General features: G+C 40.9%; 13 protein-coding genes and 2 pseudogenes. 9 read left to right on the forward strand and 6 right to left on the reverse strand.

The window, feature by feature from the left end:
- Positions 1–21 precede the first annotated feature (21 nt).
- The 5 genes and pseudogenes from CHJ_RS23640 to CHJ_RS23660 form a co-directional block, all read right to left on the reverse strand.
- Positions 22–1335 (reverse strand): HlyD family type I secretion periplasmic adaptor subunit, encoded by a 1314-nt coding sequence (locus CHJ_RS23640; protein ID WP_317919344.1) that lies wholly within the window; start codon positions 1333–1335, stop codon positions 22–24.
- Positions 1328–3547 carry an ABC transporter transmembrane domain-containing protein gene (locus tag CHJ_RS23645; RefSeq protein WP_317919345.1) on the reverse strand — a complete coding sequence of 740 codons (2220 nt, stop codon included), beginning with the start codon at positions 3545–3547 and terminating at the stop codon, positions 1328–1330. Before CHJ_RS23645 ends, CHJ_RS23640 begins: the two co-directional genes overlap by 8 nt.
- The gene (locus CHJ_RS23650; protein ID WP_317919346.1) at positions 3544–5190 is read right to left on the reverse strand and encodes an ABC transporter ATP-binding protein; all 1647 of its coding nucleotides are present in this window, start codon (positions 5188–5190) and stop codon (positions 3544–3546) included. Before CHJ_RS23650 ends, CHJ_RS23645 begins: the two co-directional genes overlap by 4 nt.
- Positions 5191–5594: 404 nt before the next feature.
- Positions 5595–6625, reverse strand: a pseudogene (locus CHJ_RS23655) (reverse transcriptase domain-containing protein); the annotation flags it as partial.
- 21 nt (positions 6626–6646) lie between these two features.
- A pseudogene (locus CHJ_RS23660) lies at positions 6647–7802 on the reverse strand (IS3 family transposase).
- A 249-nt stretch (positions 7803–8051) separates the two neighbouring features.
- Between CHJ_RS23660 and CHJ_RS23665 the strand changes: the two are divergent.
- The 9 genes from CHJ_RS23665 (at position 8052) to CHJ_RS23705 (ending at position 16467) form a co-directional block, all read left to right on the forward strand.
- A complete protein-coding gene (locus CHJ_RS23665; RefSeq protein WP_317919347.1) occupies positions 8052–8342 on the forward strand; it encodes a co-chaperone GroES in 291 nt (96 codons plus the stop codon).
- A 32-nt stretch (positions 8343–8374) separates the two neighbouring features.
- Positions 8375–9979, forward strand: coding sequence for a chaperonin GroEL (gene groL / locus CHJ_RS23670; protein WP_317919348.1), 1605 nt, complete (start codon positions 8375–8377; stop codon positions 9977–9979).
- Positions 9980–10213: 234 nt separating this feature from the next.
- A complete protein-coding gene (locus CHJ_RS23675) occupies positions 10214–10693 on the forward strand; it encodes an Hsp20 family protein (RefSeq protein WP_317919349.1) in 480 nt (159 codons plus the stop codon).
- Between the two features lie 73 nt (positions 10694–10766).
- Positions 10767–11384 carry an Hsp20/alpha crystallin family protein gene (locus CHJ_RS23680; protein ID WP_317919350.1) on the forward strand — a complete coding sequence of 206 codons (618 nt, stop codon included), beginning with the start codon at positions 10767–10769 and terminating at the stop codon, positions 11382–11384.
- Positions 11385–11462: 78 nt separating this feature from the next.
- Positions 11463–12479, forward strand: coding sequence for a trypsin-like peptidase domain-containing protein (locus CHJ_RS23685; RefSeq protein WP_317919351.1), 1017 nt, complete (start codon positions 11463–11465; stop codon positions 12477–12479).
- The gene (locus tag CHJ_RS23690) at positions 12476–12835 is read left to right on the forward strand and encodes a PDZ domain-containing protein (RefSeq protein WP_317919352.1); all 360 of its coding nucleotides are present in this window, start codon (positions 12476–12478) and stop codon (positions 12833–12835) included. The genes CHJ_RS23685 and CHJ_RS23690 overlap by 4 nt, the downstream gene beginning before the upstream one ends.
- 58 nt (positions 12836–12893) lie before the next feature.
- Complete coding sequence (locus CHJ_RS23695; protein WP_317919353.1) at positions 12894–13445, forward strand: hypothetical protein; 552 nt, start codon at positions 12894–12896, stop codon at positions 13443–13445.
- 20 nt (positions 13446–13465) lie between these two features.
- Positions 13466–14365 (forward strand): RNA polymerase factor sigma-32, encoded by a 900-nt coding sequence (locus tag CHJ_RS23700; protein WP_317919354.1) that lies wholly within the window; start codon positions 13466–13468, stop codon positions 14363–14365.
- 1097 nt (positions 14366–15462) lie between these two features.
- Positions 15463–16467 carry a hypothetical protein gene (locus CHJ_RS23705; protein WP_317919355.1) on the forward strand — a complete coding sequence of 335 codons (1005 nt, stop codon included), beginning with the start codon at positions 15463–15465 and terminating at the stop codon, positions 16465–16467.
- A 43-nt stretch (positions 16468–16510) separates the two neighbouring features.
- Here the strand turns inward: CHJ_RS23705 and CHJ_RS23710 are convergent, their stop codons facing one another.
- Positions 16511–17968, reverse strand: coding sequence for a hypothetical protein (locus CHJ_RS23710; RefSeq protein WP_317919356.1), 1458 nt, complete (start codon positions 17966–17968; stop codon positions 16511–16513).
- Positions 17969–18014 lie beyond the last annotated feature (46 nt).

The following is an 18014-nucleotide window of genomic DNA, read 5'->3' on the forward strand; positions in this document are numbered from 1 at the left end:
CTCAACGACTCTTTATAACGATTACCTTTCACCAAATGCGACACTGACATTGGTGTAGATCGGTTTCCATAAATACTGGAATACTGATTTTTCACCAGTAGTGATGTCTACCTCCCCCGTCATACCCGGCAGAATAGAAAAACTCTCAGGGTTATCACGGAAGTATGGCGTTTCAATCGATACCACCACTTCATAATAGATTTCGCCTCGTTCACTCTGGCTTGTGGTCGGAGAAATACTTTCAACCACCCCTTTTAAGGCACCAAAACGACTGTAATCAAACGCATCAATCTTTATTCGAGTCGGCTGCCCTACACTCACAAAACCAATATCTCTTGGTGACAAACGGGCTTTAAAGTCAGCTTTCCCACCAACAGGAATAATTTCAACAACGGTCCCACCCGGCTGAATAACGCCTCCGTTTTGTGTACTTGGCAGGCTTTGCACCAAACCTTGTAGCGGCGACACTAACATTGTGTTCGTCAACTTTGCTTGGCTTGAACGAACTCTGGCATTCAATGCCGATAAATCAGATACGGCTTTAGAACGGTCATCACTCACTTTCGCTTTCGCTTCCGCAAGAAGCTGTATAATTTTTTGACCATTACTGTCAGCTTGTCTAATCAATACCGACTTCTTACCACGAGCTTCTTCAATTTTCTGTTCAATACTGGCCAGTTTTTGGCGCATTTCAAGCACGCGTAAACGTGAAATATTGCCTGATTTATAGCCCTTTTCTAATATGTTCAACTCTTGCTTAGTCGCGTTCAACTCTTTTTCATAACTCGGCAAGGCTTTTTCTACGCTACGAAGCTGCTCTGCAATTTGCTCGCTCTCTTTCTCAAGCACCACACGTTTTTGGAAGTAAAGGGCTTTCTGCGCGTTCAGTTGCGCTTTTTGTTGGCTAACAATCTCAGGATAATCGACCTCGAAATCAGCAAGGTTAGGTTCACGTTGTTCTAGCAGAGCATTCATACGTTCCACACTGGCTAGAAGCGTCACTTGTTGAGACTTCAATTCTTCAAGAGCGGTACGCTGGAAAGTGGCATCAAACTCAACAAGCGGCTGACCTTTCTCAACCAACTGGCCCTCTTTAACGAGAACTTGCTTTAACTTACCGCCAATCGCGCTTTGTAATACTTGTTTCTCTCCTTCTGGAATCACCGCTCCTTTAGCTTTGGCGATTTCATCAACTTGAGTGACCACAGACCAAGTGGCAAAAGCAATGACACATAAGGCAACCGACCATGTGGCCAACGCCAATGTACGAGCCGTACTTTGTGATTCAACAAGTTCACCGTAGCGCCTGCCCTTCTCGATAGATTGTTTAGTCATTCGCGACTCCTTGCTTTGACTCTGATTGTTCTTGTTGAGCTGTCGGATCTTTAATTGACTGCTGTAGCTGTTCAGGAGATGGTTGCTCAGATAACTGCGACTCTTGAGGAGCTTGAGGCTCTGAAGGCTGCTCCGGCTCTAACGGACCGGCATAAACTACTGCACCTTCATTTAACACAACGACTTTATCGGCAAGCTTAATTAAATCCGGATCGTGGGACGTGTATATCACCGTTGCTTTTCCTTTTTTCGAGTGCACAAACTCACCAAATATACGTTTAGCATTTGGATGAGCATCAGGCACAGGGTTATCCATTAAGAACATGGGGTATTCATAAACCAGCGCTTTCGCGTCAATGAGGATCTGTGCGACGCTGCCAGACAGAATGTCAAAAAGGCTATCTGGCTGAATACTGCTAATCGAAGTATCGAGTCCACCTGATAATGTCTCGAACCAACGCTTTCCGCCTACCATTTCAATTGCAGAGATCATTTTCTGATCTTCGACTTTATGGCCGTCGTTTAGCCAGGCTCGAATACTCAGCGTGAGCAAATCAGGATAAGCCGCTCGAATGAAGCACCAATGGCGATAAAGCTGCGGATCGTATTGAACTAGGTTAACGCCTTCAAGCTCGACCATGCCGTTTTGGATAGGCTGTAACCCAGACAACACTTCGATTAATGTTGATTTACCACTACCAGAAGGGCCAGTAATCGCAACAATTTCGCCAGCTTCAATGTCAAAACTCACGCCACTCAAGGCGGGACGACTCTGCTTAGGGTAACGCAATGTCACTTGGTCTAATTTCAAGTTAGGCGCGACCACAGGCAACGGGTGATGTTGGTAACTGAACTCACGCTCAGACGGCTGAGAAAAAATACGATTCACCTGCAACTTGGATTGATTAAAGCTATTAAAACGCATCGCACTATTCGCCAATACCTGAGCAGGACCAGTCACCTTTGATATCAACATCATTGAAGCAATCAAACCACCGGGCGTCATCACTTCTTCAAAAATAAGTCCTATTCCTAACCCCATCACAGCTAATGTCGAACCCACACCAATGAAGTAGTAAATCGAGGTGTACCGACTCTGGAGAACCGATTGATTAAAAGTCACTGTAGACGCAAGAAGATTGGCCTTTTTAAAGCGTTGAATCCAGTGCTCTGAGAATCCAGCACTGCGAATAAAGGCGAGCTTAGATGACAGTTCATTGGTCATGTTTTGACGATTCGTACCAGCCACCGTTGATTGCATTGAGCGCTTGCTGCTAGAGCGTATCGATCGTTTAGCTAGCAAGTAATATAGAATCAAAGAGACGATAGGAACCAGCACCAACCATCCGCCTAAAATACCTATCGCAAGTACAAAAATAAGAATAAATGGCAGATCAAACAATGCATTTCCTAATGGCCCTGATAGCACACCTGAAATGCGCTCCGACAACATCACCTGATTTTGCTGACTAGAAGAGGCTGTTTGCTGGTTTTGAGCATAGCTATTTCGAAGCAGACGTTGAACGAGGGATTGGGATATCTCACGGCTCACTCGGTTTGAAACTGAAGCAAACACTCGGCTACGCAATGTTCTTAACCAACCCATCATCACAAACAACAAGGCTGCGCCAATAGCGATACCTTGCAGCTCATGCCCTGCATCACCACCAATCACATGGTCATAAATCGACATCGTGATGAATGGAACAGCAAGCGCAAACAAGTTGGTGATAAAGCTGACCAACAGCAATTTAGGGATGATGGGACGAAACGCATGTAACCGTTCACCAACCCAATCAGGAGAGGCCTTCTCTAATGGTGGACCATCTATGACAATACAAAACTGCGGAACATCGGTAATGGCTTCATTCGCGCTAAAGGCAACAAATTGCTTCGATTCTAAATGACCTGAGATCAACTCATGTTCACCAAGCACCAATAATACTAATTTGTGTTCACCTACCTCATCGAGATTAGCAACCAAGCGATAGGGTAATGCAAGCCTATCGAACATGGCGAACATGTCGTCGATTGATTCAATGCCATTCTCATCGACCCATTGATGTGCGAACAACTGGATATTAGCGTTGACTTCCAATTGCTTAAGAACCGAAAGGCTTTGGGTTTCTAAATGGTTCATAACCTCTTGTCGACCGCTGGTATCTGAACGATTGCTCATATTTGCACGGTTGCTAGCATCTAAACGATTCATACGACGGCCTCCTGATTGCTCTCACTTTCTTCGGCAATAGCTCGACTTTCCACTGTAATGATTCGATTAGCTAATTCGCGAAGTTTCGAATGATAGCTCACCATCAATATGGTGCGCCCTGCTAAGACTTCTTCTTTCAACACCTTAGCGAGATTTCCAAGAGCATCTAAATCAAGTGAAGAATCCGGTCTTTCTAGCATAATAACGGGCTTGCCATTCGCTAATTGAGCCGCAATGTTGAGCATCTTAATATTACCCATACTCAACAAAGAAGCACTCGTATGGCCAATTTGTGTTTCTAACCCATCGGGTAAACGCGTAATTTCTTTGGTTAACCCTAAACGCACAGCGTAATCATTGGCGCTTTGTGTTCTCTCAGGATCAAAGCCACACAAGTTATCAAGAATGGTCCCTGACACCAGTTGTCCTTTAACGCCACAGTAGGCTGCAATGTTGGTTACGGATGCGTTTGAAACGGCAGTTCTATTAATGAAGTATTTGCCCGCTTTAAGGTCATCAATACCTGCAATCGACGACAATAAATGACTGTTGGTGTGGCGGTCTTCACTCTCTAACAATACCAATTCACCTTTATTCAGTGTGACATTTGCATGAGAGAGTTCACCGTATCTTTCAACGGTGGCTTGCTTGATTTCCAAAGTCTCAAAATCAGATAAGTAGATCTCAGCTTGCTCAGAATCTGAAGACTCAGATAGTGACAAGTCACTCAATTTTTCTATTGCCTGATTAGCACTATGGATTGAATTAAGCTTGATTCGAACCCCAACCAGAGCACTCAGAGGTGCAACGGCTCTGCCCGATAAAATGGAACATGCCGCCAACCCACCAGTGGTTAATTGGCCATCCAATACCCACAAGCTACCCGTAATTACGAGTAAAACTGACGTCGCCAATGCTGCAAGTTGAATACACTCTTGTGCGAAGGCGTTTTGCTCTTCCTCTTTCGCTTTAGACTGAGAGCGAACATTATTGAGGGATTTAAACTGATTTAAGATTCGAGACTCAACGGCCTGACGTTTGATTCCTTGAATGGTTTGGCTTAGCAAAATCAAAAACGCTTTTCGCTCCTGCTCATCTTGGGAAGCTTCTTCACTTAAGCTTTTAACGCGAATAGAAGATAACCAAACAATTCCGAGAGTAATCAGCCAAACTGCCAAAGGTATCGCCACCAGCTCACCGCCGATGTAAGCCACCAAGCCCAAGAAGATCAATGCAAAAGGCAAATCAATAAAGCCTGCAATCACACCGCCGGAATACCAATCTTTGACTTTTGATACTGAGCCCAGCCCCTCTTCCACGCCGCCAACACCAATGTGGCGAAGATGGCCTGATGAAGCCGTGGTTACTCTTTCAACCAAGGTTTGATAGGTCGCTTTCTCGGTATTGCTGGCCGCGGCTGACAAAAGCCAAGTACGCACAAACCGGATCAATGCTTCCATGGCAACAGCCAACGCTGCACCCGCCAACAACAAAGTGGCAGTACCGTAACTTTGGTTAGGTAAAATACGATCGTAAATTTGTAAAACCGTTAACGGAACGGCGAGAGAGAGAAGATTTATGAGTAAAGAAGGCAGTAGGACTTTTCCTACCACCCCTTTGTTTTTCATTGAACTTGCGGGCATACACAATCCTTATCCATGCTTATGAAATAAGACTGGTACATTCCACTTAGTTATGCAAGGTAAGACGCTGATTTAATTTAATTTTAAGATAATGCTAACATTCTTATATTTCGATCAAACTTTACAGCCAAAATCGCACGTTATCAGTAATTAAGTTTCAACGAGAAACATTTAACTTTAGATAATTCTGTTCAAATTAAGATTTTCAATATTGGAACTTCTTTTAGATTAGAAAATGTATGTGTTATTTATATTAACGGATTATAAATGAGCTTTTATACTAAATGATATTGGTCGGGTAGACGACACTTGTTACCAAGTGCCGTCCCCCTAAGAACTCAGCGTGCAACTTTCACTGCACTAGGCTCAAGCCTCCACTAAGGCATCGTTTGATACCCAGCAACTTATAAAGCAGCGAGAGTAGGCTCCTTCCAAGAGTTGCGAGCTTGTCTTTTTGACTTTCTCTTAGCCAAGCATTCTTGGTGTTGAGGGTCATATGGTGTCGCTGCACTTCGGATTTTTACATGCCTCTCGATCGGTACTTTGGCTATTTGGAAGAGATTGAACTGGCAATCCATATCCATGATCTTCTGCCAACCATGAAAATGCCATTGGCCTTTTCGGTTGACGAAGTATTTAAGGGCCACCCAAGTTTTGGATTTTGTCGGATGACGCCTCACTGCCATAATGCAAGAAATAGCTTATGACCAACATATCCGAATACCTGTTTAGCCACGCAATGGCGATAATAATTAGCCCAACCCCTTAATTTCGGATTTATCAGTTTGGTAAGATCGTTTACAGAGGTTGTTGCATGCTTTTTGATGAGTTCGCGCAGATTACTCAAGAACAGCAATGTGTTAGATTTACTCGGTTTAATGAGCAATTTCCCTTTGTACTTTCTGTGATTGAACCCTAGAAAGTTAAAGCCGTTATCGATGTGTGTAATGTGCGTTTTCTCTTCGGATAATGTTAATCCTCTTTCCGCTAAAAAGTCAGCGATCAACGGTTTGATATCGTTCTCCAACACTTCCTTTGAAGCGCAGGTGACGACGAAATCGTCGGCGTATCCAATGAAATTGGCTCTACTACCCTTTTTGAGAGCCGTAGACTTAATATGCTGCTCAAGTCCAGCAAGAGTCATTAGCATCAAGGTTGGTGATATCATCCCACTTTGTGGTGTTCCCTCATCAGTGCGATAAAACAGACCTTTGTCCATAAAGCCAGATTTTAGCCATTGTTCCAACATTCTCTTATCAATAGCGATGTTATCAAGAAGCCATTGATGGCCGATCTTGTCGAAACAAGCTTTAATATCCCCTTCAAGTACCCATTTAGCTGATTTCTTTAATGCCAAACATTTGAAACACTGCCCAACTGCATCGGCAGTACTGCGATTTGGCCTAAATCCATAACTATTGGGGTCATGTAATGATCCACTAATACTGGAGAGTTTTTAAGCTACTTTTTTCATCTGAACATATTGTTCGTGCGGAGTAATATAGTTTAATCCGCTGTGTCGCCGTTTGTAATTGTAAAAAGCAATATAATTCTCTACTTCGGGTATCACCGCTTGGTGATTGATAAAGCTCAGCACATTTAAATGCTCTGATTTTAATGTTCTAAAGAATCGCTCCATTACTGAGTTATCCCAACAATTGCCTCTTCGACTTATACTTTGCGTTATATTTAAGGCGCTTAGACGACTTCTATAGGCATGAGAACTATAATGGCACCCTTGATCTGAATGAACCATTAATTGGTTTGTGCTCGGCTTTTTCCTAATAATTGCCTGATCTAATGCTGCGAGTGTTAGTTTAGTATTAGGTGAGCGAGACAACGCATGCCCCACGACTTCTTTTGTTGCTAGGTCGATCACGCACGCCAGATAGCTCTATCCTTGATGTGAGCGGATAAAAGTAACATCAGTGACCCAATGGGTATTGTAAGCATCTGGACTAAATTGACGATTTAACGGGTTTGGTGCATATCTTTTTTCTACTCCTGCATCAGGATAATAATGTTTCTTTTTCGGATAACGAACATAAATATTTTGCTCTTTCATTAACTTGGCAACTTTATACAGGCTTACTGTGACCCTTTGTCTACAAGCTCCTCTCTAATTCTACGTTTACCATAGGTGTGATTTGATTCACTTGATATTACTCGGATCTGATGACGAAGTTGAATGTCACTGCGTCTATTAACTTTTTTGTAGTAAAAACTGCTCGATGACAACTTAAGTACTCTACACAATTCAGAGACAGTATAATTCGAATACGTTTTCTTCATCTGCCTGACGGCATCTTGTTTTAGTTGTCTTGTATGAACAAAGCGCTGGCTTTTTTTAGTATGTCGATGTCTCTATTTGCTCTATCTAATTGTTTTTCCAGCTCTTGTATTCTTTGCTGCTCAGGCGTTATTGCTTTCTGGTTTTGAGGAGTAATACCTTGTTTTTCGGCTTTATATTGTCTTTTCCATCGAACCACAGCAGAAGAACATGCACCCGATATTTCTTGTATTTGTTGATTAGAATATCCATCTTCAACCATCATTTTTGCATATTCTAGTTTTTGTTGATCGGAAATGATTACTCGTTCTTTTCGTTTCATAATTTGGCCTCATTTATCATGTGATTATAAGGCTTAATTAATCTCTAAGATCATCGTACCATTACAATTTTGTACCGAAGCAACTTAACGATTGCAAGCTGTCTAGATAGCCAATTTTCTATAAAATTTTTTTATTCTCCCTTGAACTTATTTTTCTTTGTCCCTATTTACCTGTTTGGTAGAGCATTACCTGGCTCTATCCGTCACTATTATGTTTTTTATGTTTAACTATTGTAGGAGGCTAACCTCATGAATATTCGTCCTTTAAATGATCGGCTGATAGTTGAAAGACTCGAAGCAGAACTCCTATCTGAAGGAGGAATTGTACTTACGCCTCAATCAGCCCAAAAATTCAATCGAGGGAAAGTCGTTGCTGTTGGTTTAGGTCAGCGACTGGACAATGGAGAAAGGGCCGAGATGGACGTTAAAGTCGACGACATCGTCATTTTTAATGACGGCTATGGTGTCAAAACAGAAAAAATCGATGGTTCAGAGTACCTTATCCTCTCCGAATCAGATGTGTTAGCAATCGTTGAGTAATTGATTTTTAATTATTTTTTGAGGAGATAATAATGACCGCAAAAGAAGTTATATTTGCTGATGAATCACGTCAAAAGATGCTTAATGGCGTCAATCTGTTAGCTGATGCAGTTAAAGTTACTTTAGGGCCTAAAGGTCGAAACGTTGTACTGGATAAATCATTTAGCGCTCCAACCATCACAAAAGATGGTGTCTCTGTCGCAAAAGAAATCGAGCTTGAAGATAAGTTCGAGAACATGGGCGCACAAATAGTAAAGCAAGTCGCATCGAAGGCTAATGATGAAGCTGGTGATGGAACAACAACGGCAACAGTGTTGGCGCAATCTTTGATCAATGAGGGATTAAAGGCTGTCGCGTCAGGTATGAATCCAATGGATTTAAAGCGAGGTATAGATAAAGCAACGGAAGCTGCTGTCGAGAAACTTCGTGAGATGTCTCGATCTTGCAGTGACAATGAATCGATTACACAAGTGGGAAGCATTTCAGCAAACAGTGATAAGTCGATTGGTGACATCATAGCGGAAGCGATGGACAAGGTTGGCCGTAATGGTGTTATTACCGTTGAAGAAGGTCAGGGGTTAGATAATGATCTTGCGATCGTCGAGGGTATGCAGCTTGATCGCGGGTATCTTTCTCCGTACTTCATCACAAATAAGGAGAGTAGCTCCGTAGAACTAGACAATCCTTACGTTCTTTTGGTGGATAAAAAGGTAAGCAATATTCGTGAATTACTGCCTATTCTTGAAGAAGTTGCTAAACAGTCCAGATCTTTATTGATTCTGGCAGAAGATATTGAAGGTGAAGCACTGGCAACACTCGTAGTGAATAATATGCGTGGTATTGTACGAACTGCTGCCGTTAAAGCACCAGGGTTCGGTGATAATCGCAAAGCAATGATGGAAGATATTGCGGTTCTAACTGGTGGCACTGTGATTTGCGAAGATCTGGGTCATGAACTTGAACAAACCACGTTAGAGCAATTGGGTAGTGCAAAGAAAGTAACGGTGACTAAAGATACAACCACTATTGTTGGTGGTTTAGAGAATGAGCAGATTATCAAAGACCGGGTTAAATCGATAGAAAATCAAATCGAACCATCAACCTCTCAATATGATAAAGAAAAGCTCCAACAGCGAATAGCGAAGCTCGCTGGTGGGGTAGCAGTAATTAAAATTGGTGCTGCGACTGAAGTTGAGATGAAGGAGAAGAAAGATCGTGTCGATGATGCACTGCATGCCACTAGAGCTGCCGTTGAGGAAGGCATCGTTGCCGGGGGAGGCGTCGCTTTGGCGAAGATAGGTAAGGAGTTGGTTGACCTTTCTGGTGACAACGAAGACCAAGATGTTGGTATTAGAGTGGCGTTACGGGCGATGGAAGAACCGCTCCGTCAAATTGTCACTAATGCAGGCGATGAAGCGTCTGTCGTTGCGAACAATGTCAAAGCAGGTGATGTGAACCACGGTTTTAATGCGACCACAGGAGAATACGGCGATATGTTTGAAATGGGTATTCTTGATCCGACAAAAGTCACACGCTCAGCACTTCAATATGCAGCGTCTGTAGCCGGGTTAATGATCACTACTGAAGCGATGATTTCCGAACAAATAACAGATAAACAACCAATAGAGCATATTTAATAAGATATTAAAGCGGGAAAGGAAGCTCGCTTAAATTTTTGAATATGAAATATAAATAAAAACCAATCTTATTATAGATGATAATTAACATATCTTTTTTATAAAGAAATTTTATAAAAATACACTTGAAAATGGTTTGTTAAAACACTATAAAATTAATATAAGGGTTGTCTATATAGAAACTCTTTACATACATTGTTTTTATTTTGTATTGCTTCTTATGGAGGATATATTATGAACTCAATCGACCTAACTCCACTATATCGAAATAGTGTAGGATTTGACCGCCTCGCTTCATTGTTAGATCATGCGTTGACCAGTGAAACAACTGTTGGCGGCTACCCCCCATACAATATAGAAGTTCTTAGTGAGAATCGTTACGCCATTACTTTGGCTGTAGCGGGGTTTGTTCAAGAAGAAATTGATATTCAAGTCGAGAAAGGCGTACTCACAGTGCACGGTAATAAGAGCTCTGATCAAGAAAGTAAATATCTATATCAGGGTATCGCCAATCGTACATTTGAGCGTGAATTTAACTTAGCAGACTATGTTGAAGTTACCGATGCCAATCTCTCTAATGGCTTGTTAACTATTACTTTGGTTGAAGAAATACCTGAGGAAATGAAGCCTAAATCTATTGCTATAAATCAAAGTGGAAATATTTTAGAGCATAAACCTAAAGGTATTAATGACGGTAAGGTTAATGATGAGTAAATAATTAGAGGGTGTGTAACGCACCCTCTATATTATTAGCCATGAATTTCACCCATATTTGGGAGGGTATTTTATGAATATTGAAAAACTAAATCTCTGGAACTGGTTTAAACATGAACATGATTCAAAAAACCAAATTCCGGTATCTAAAAATGAAGCATTTTCTGAAGTTCGTACTGGTGGCAATACCTCCGTATCACCACAGCAAGGTTCTGTAAGTTCACTTCTCCAACTACACCAGGAAATGGACCGCTTGTTTGATGATGTGTGGCGATCATTCGGTATGCCTTCGGGCTTAAGAGCCGCCCGTTCAACATCGATATTTAGTAACAGTCTTTTTGAACATTCACTTTTGGGTGATTATCGAGCGAAACTGGATGTATCGGGCAGTGAAAAAGAGTATGAGGTATCCATTGATTTGCCTGGCTTATCAGAAGACGATATTCAAATTGAACTGAATGACAATACACTGGTTGTTAAAGGACAGAAAGAGGAAAAAAGCGAAAGTAAAGATAAGCAATATTATCGTGTGGAGCGCAGTGCTGGCTCTTTTCAGCGTACTTTATCGTTACCTGAAGATTCTGATCGGGATGAGATTTCAGCCAATATGAAAAATGGTTTATTGATTATTCAAATTCCACGAAAAGCATTGCCTAAAGGCGATGTGAAACGCATTTCAATTTCATCGTAATCTTACGGACTAAGTACTAAGGGAGGCGGTAATCCGCCTCCCTCTTTCAGGTTTACACAAATATGGAGGAAAGGTGCCATGAAGAAAAAAATAGTTACCCCATTGTTTTTTATATTGATGCTTTTGTTCGGGCAAGTGCAAGCCGCATTGCCAAATGTAACTAGTGATGGCAAGCCCTTTCCATCACTTTCATCCATGATTAAAGAGGTGTATCCAGTTGTTGTCAATATCTCAACATTCTCTACACAGCAGTATAGCTTCAATCCATTGCTGAACGACCCATTTTTTAAGCATTTCTTTGATATCCCAGAGCAACGACAGTTTCAGCAACAACCAAAAAAGAGGCAGCAAAGTGCTGGGTCTGGAGTGGTTGTAAACGCTAGCGATGGGATCGTCATGACTAATTATCATGTCATTAAAGGGGTCAACGAGGTTCAGGTTTCGTTCGCTGACGGACGCAGCTTTGAAGCCAAGGTATTAGGTGAAGATGCAGAGTTAGATATTGCTATTCTTAAAATAAAGGCCGATGACTTGGTTGAGGTGAAAATTATCAACTCTGATGTGCTGGAGGTGGGGGATTTTGTTGTTGCAATCGGCAACCCTTTTGGTCTCGGCCAAACTGTTACGACCGGTGTAGTGAGCGCGCTGGGCCGAACCGGTTTAGGGATTGAAGGGTATGAGAATTTCATACAAACCGACGCTTCGATTAATCCCGGCAATTCTGGTGGTGCTTTAGTTGGTATTAATACAGCCATTATTGCACCATCAGGAGAGAATGTGGGTATTGGTTTTTCTATTCCATCCAATATGGCAAAAACCAGTATGGAACAAATTATCGAGCATGGTGAAGTCAAACGTGGACAAATTAGTATTGGTATTGGTATTGGTATTGGTATCGGTATTGGTATTCAAGATATAACTCCTGATTTACGTAAAGCTTTCGATATAGCAAATGGCCAAGCTGGGGTTCTTGTAACGAGTGTAATGGAAAACTCTCCAGCAGAAGGTGCGGGTTTGAAGTCTGGTGATGTCATCATCGCAGTGGATGGAAAAAAACAGTATCAACAGGACAGCTTAGAAGCCAGATCGGTATGAAAAAAATCGGCGACAAAGTGATACTGATAATACTACGAGACGGTGATGAGGAGAAAATAAAAGTAAAAGTAGGCAAAGAAAGTTCGCAGACAAGCACAAGTAGGAAGCTACACGAGTTGCTAGAAGGGGTTCAGTTTGAAAGTGAGCAAAATCAAAAAGGAATAAGAGTTGTCAGTATTGAACCAAACAGCAATGTGTCTTATAGAGGTCTAAGAACTGGCGATATCATTGTCGCGGTCAATAAGCGCCGAGTATTTGACCTTGACTCTTTGGAAAATGCTTTGTCTAGAAATCGCTCATCTGTGCTTCTACAAATTAATAGAGTTGGGGGTTCTTTGTTTCTTGTTATTCGGTAGGCCATAGCCATCCTCAAGGTTGGGTTCATTAGTCAACTCTATTGGCTGGGGAAGAAATATGACGAAAAGCACCAAGTTACACGTATTAGTTGCTTGTGTTGTTCTTTGCCTTGTTGTTATTGCGGTGCTTGGTTACAGCACATGGACAGTACATAAAAAAATTGCTGAGCTTGAAAAAGCTAGTGCGTCAACATATTGGATTATGAATCTGGAGCCGCCCCAAGCTTCAAAAAATAAAAATATTAGGAAGAGTTTCGGCACTATGCCTGAAGATTTTTCACAAATGTATCAAAGAATGTATGAAATGATAAACAATATGCAACCGAGAAGTTCTTTATTAATTCAGCGTGGGTTTGGAGCCCTTCAACAGAGTTCGGAAATTGATTTTGAAGAGAGCAATAATGAAATTAAACCCACTATTGAAATACTGGAAGGTGAAGAAATAGAGCTGAGTACGGAAATATTTGATGGCTTACACAAAGGTAGCTGTCTATTTTCCCTGTCCCAATATCCTAATAAATTTTTTGATGACCCAGTAGATCAAGCTGTAATGGAGGTGATTAGTGAGATCGCGAAAACAATTGTACGAATTCCAAAGTTAACTGTTTGATTAAAAAAGGATAGAGCACGATGTCTGGTACAGAATTATCATTTAATGGTTTTGATTCAACCACAGGAGGGTTTCAATCCTACCTGAGTTACGCCAACAGTCAGCCAATATTGACCGAAGATCAAGAGAAACAACTATTTACAGCATATATTGAAAGCAATGAATTAGATGCTGCGCGTCAAATTGTCTTATCACATTTAAGGTTTGTGGTTTTCATTGCCAAAGATTATTTAGGGTATGGTCTCCCGATGGAAGATCTTGTCCAAGAGGGTAGTGTTGGGCTAATGAAATCTGTAAAAAGGTTTGATCTCAATTATGGCGTTCGTTTTGCTACTTATGCTGTGCATCGGATAAAATCGGAGATTCATGAGTATGTAATAAGAAACTGGAAGTTAGTTAAAGTCGCTACGACTAAGGCTCAGAGAAAGTTGTTTTTTAATTTACGTAGTTTAACAAAACGGCTTGGCTGGATGAGTCAGGACGAGGTAAATGAAGTTGCCACTTACCTTAACGTTAGTGAAAAAGACGTAGTTGATATGCAAGCGAGACTTCGGCAAGCAGACGAGTTTTTTGATGAAACATTTGGTGACTCAATTGATGAAAAGTGTATGGTTGGTGCTGCTCACTCTAAATTGCTGGAAGATTGTTCGAGAAATCCTGAGACATACTGGATAAGTGAAGATTTTAATCATTGGTGTTTGTCCAGTATTAGCGGGTTTGTAGAAAAATTAGACGAAAGAAGCAAGGATATTCTTATCAGTCGTTGGCTAGTCAAAGATGAAGATAATAGAGTCAGTCTTAAAGAATTAGCAGGTAAATACTCTATTTCATCAGAGCGTGTCAGACAGATAGAATCGCGAGTATTAGAAAGGCTGAAAGCTGAGCTACTTGAGAAAGGACTCGAGTTGGATGATTATTAGGTTGTCACGGAATTATGCTTATAACCTATTTTTCCTGCTGCTCACTCCATAGGTTTGAAGGATGTGCTGCCAAATCAAACGGGGAGCGGTTGGTGGCAATTGATCACTCAGAGTGGCTTCTAAGATATCCAGTATAAGGGGGCGTTAAGTCGACCATTAGGCTGACATCATCGTTTTTGATGTTTTTTTCTCGGAAATTTCCCTAAGTAATTTAACCTAGCTTGTTTCCAATGTAGCAAGCCAGAAATGACCACTGGTCAATGCAAGTTGCTGGGCGTTGGGGTTGGGGTCATGGCTTTTACCTTTGTGTAAGGTAATTAGTTGTCGCCCACTTTTGCGTTGTAGACTGATGGGGCCGAAATACTAAACCAGTCATTACTGGCGTGCAAGACGCTTGGGTTGCCAAATTGATTCATTTCAATTTTAATTCGGCTTCCCTTATTGTTCACTCTGTCTCTGGAGTTCAAAGCTTTGAGACCCGTAAAGCGCCCCAAGTTTTTTCAAAAAAATTTGTTATACGACAAGCTCAAGCATAGCTGAGCTCGTAACTTATAGTGCCAGGTGTTCAGCTCCGTTTTCTCAAAGCCTGATATCAATATCGTCATGCTTAATAATGATTTTCTCGATCAACAGTTTGACACTTGGTCTTGACCTTGTTTTTGGAATTGAAAACCAGACCATTCCTTCATGCTATTAAAAGCTGATAAGACGATGAGGTCAGTAGGTGCGCAAACATCAAAGGCTAGAAGGTAGCGCCTTCAATAAGAAGCCGAATATACGATCGCATCTTAACTTTAATTGCCAAATCACTTTGTAAATACGTGAATTCCATATAAGCTTTGGGGCAAAAATGCGTCAGTGACTTTCCTAAATTAAAAAGTTATGAAAAATTTCAGACATTGAAAAATTGTCGTTATCTATCCATGTTGATTTATGAGTAAAAAACTAAAAAATACGGATGACATGAAATTTAGAAGATATCACTATAAATATTTCATTTTGAAATATAGTGTTTTGGTTTCTCGGTCACATTTTGAATTCACTATCAACTTCAATATTGTTCAGCCTCAACTAACTTAAAAGAAGTGATTCATACCATGAAAAGAACGATTCTAAGCTCTATATTTGCTCTATCTTTGTTGCCTGTAACCTCATTTGCTTCAGGGCTAACTGCGGAACAAGCCGTTAATGAATTGAAACTTCAAGAGCTTGCACAGACCTACTCTGAAAAAAAGATCATTACTGCAACTCAATCAGATAAAGCGTCTAGATTCGATGCACTACTTGTTGATATTGGTGCAATTTCAGTTGCGGACTTGAGTAACAGCAAAGTAAAATCAGAAAAGCTGGGCGCTTTTATCAAAGACCAATTAGATTTATCAGAAAACTACATCGGTAATCTATCAGACAAAAATATTGTTGAACGTATTCAAAAAACGTGGCTAACATCAGAAGGTGTGCAAGATAAGGCTGTCATCAACACACTAAACTCCTTCATTGATCAAGATTTCACGACTGGTTATAACCTCGTTGATGTTAAACAGATGTCCAACTTCAATCCTGAGCTTATGATCCGCTATGGTCACAGTGATCTTACTCATGCTATTCAATTAGTTTATTTGATAAAGAGCGAAGGATTTAACCCTAAAGTTCAGTTTACTCCGAAGTCTTCGGCATTCGTCTATCTACCTGAATGGGGCGAGCCAAGCTATCCTGTTTACACATTAGAAAGTGGCAAGATGGTTGCGGTAGTGAAGGAATATAACTTAGATTTTGAATTCCAAACGACTGAGGCGAAAAAGGACTTCATGAATCTTATCAACCAATATGCGAAGAAAGATTCTGCCGATGAAAAAGGATTGATTGTTGAATCTTGGTGGCAACCGTTCTACCGTTCATACACTCCAATGGAAAACTACAAAGTACTAATCGAAAACCAAATTAAAATTGGCCAGTATCAAGCAGATTTAATGTCTTTGCCTGAAAAAGCAAAATCTCAAGCAAAGAAAGTACAAGCGGCAGCAAAATCATACGACGTCAAGTCACATAAAGTATGGGTTAACCCGTCGTTCTATCGCTACATGCAAGGTGATTACAAATAATCAAACCGATATACCGCTACAACTGCAGTACAAAGGGCTCGTATCATCGAGCCTTTACAGTATGTTCGCCACTAAGAAGTTCGCTCAACCCCATCGGTCTATCTGTAAACCCCATCAATTGAGCAGGTGTTTTACCGTTTTTTTTCGGGATACAATAGTTATAATAGGTTGTGAAGATATGTAACCAGTCATTGATCGACTGGTGATTCACTGTGTTAACCAAGGTTCTTAAAAAACTTGACGATAGGTCTAAATAACGAATTACATCGTTGAGAGAGGTTTCTACAGTCAAAGCTCTCCACTTCTCAAGTGTTAAGCCATTGCCTTTGATGTGACATGCACCTTTTGTTCCATCAGGCATTGCAACAAAGCCCCACTTATCTTGCCACCAGCCAATGTTTTTCACGTGCAATCTATCTTTATCGAACCATTCCATTTTTTCTAAGCTCTCTTTGTAATAGAATAACTGAGCACCTTGCGTTTTTAACTCATCCAAAGAGGCGTTAATGAACGCATTTCGCAGCATTGTCTCTTGTTCAACAAAGTAATATAGTTGCGATTTGTACTTTAGCTTGCGGTGCATTACGAATGCATGCGCAAAGCTACATAAATAGGGCTGAGTAAGTTCAGATGACTTTCGAATCATAACCGTACCGTTACTTGCAGGATCGAGATAGTTCGTTCTTGACATAATCTCGTCATACCCCGCAAAAATTTGGGACATCAAATCGCCTTTCTCTTCAATGGGCGAAACACGAACACGACGCTTTGATTTAGGCTTGTCAAGCAAGCAACTTTTATCAATGTTTTTTGATATATTGGTATCAAATCCCAAAACATAACCACTTTGGTTATGTACGCTCGCGACAATAATCGCCCCACTTGCTTTATTAATATATCGATAATCAGTCGTAAGATGACATTCGTCCGCAGTATTAAAGAATTGATACTCTTTGATATGAGCGAGATATTTAAGCCTATCGACCATATCTCTTTGATGCGTGTAAAAAGCTTTTGGCGTAATTCCTTCCAACGCGCAAAGATTCCTCACGCCTTGGTTGTATTTCATACCATAAAATAGTGCACTCTGCAGTTCAAGGTGAGTATTGATACCAGAGAAACGATCAGTGAAAACACACTTGCACTCGCGACACTGGTAACGTTGCTTTAATGTGCTGGTTTTTCCAAATGAGCGGTACTTGTCCATATGTGTATGAACAGCGAAACCGTGTGTGCCACATTGTTTGTGTGGGCAAGAGGTTACCTTTAGCTGATGGTACTGTTTTTGGAGCTGAATTGATTGATAAACAGTTTTGTTGTCAATTTTCTGTGGATAAGAGCCGCACTTAGGGCAAAAGTAGATATTCAGGTTCTGATCATTTTTTACATCTTTATATAGCGCGGGATCGCTGATGCCAAAATTTTCACATTCCGCAGAAACGCAATAGTTAACTTGCAGACCTTTGTATGACTCATCAAAAATAGGGCAATTATTTACCATAGTGCTCCCAATAAAAAAGACCAACACTTATTGTTGGTCGTTTATT

Origin of the sequence: Vibrio sp. MACH09 (assembly GCF_033238805.1) — a bacterium.
Taxonomy (GTDB): domain Bacteria; phylum Pseudomonadota; class Gammaproteobacteria; order Enterobacterales; family Vibrionaceae; genus Vibrio.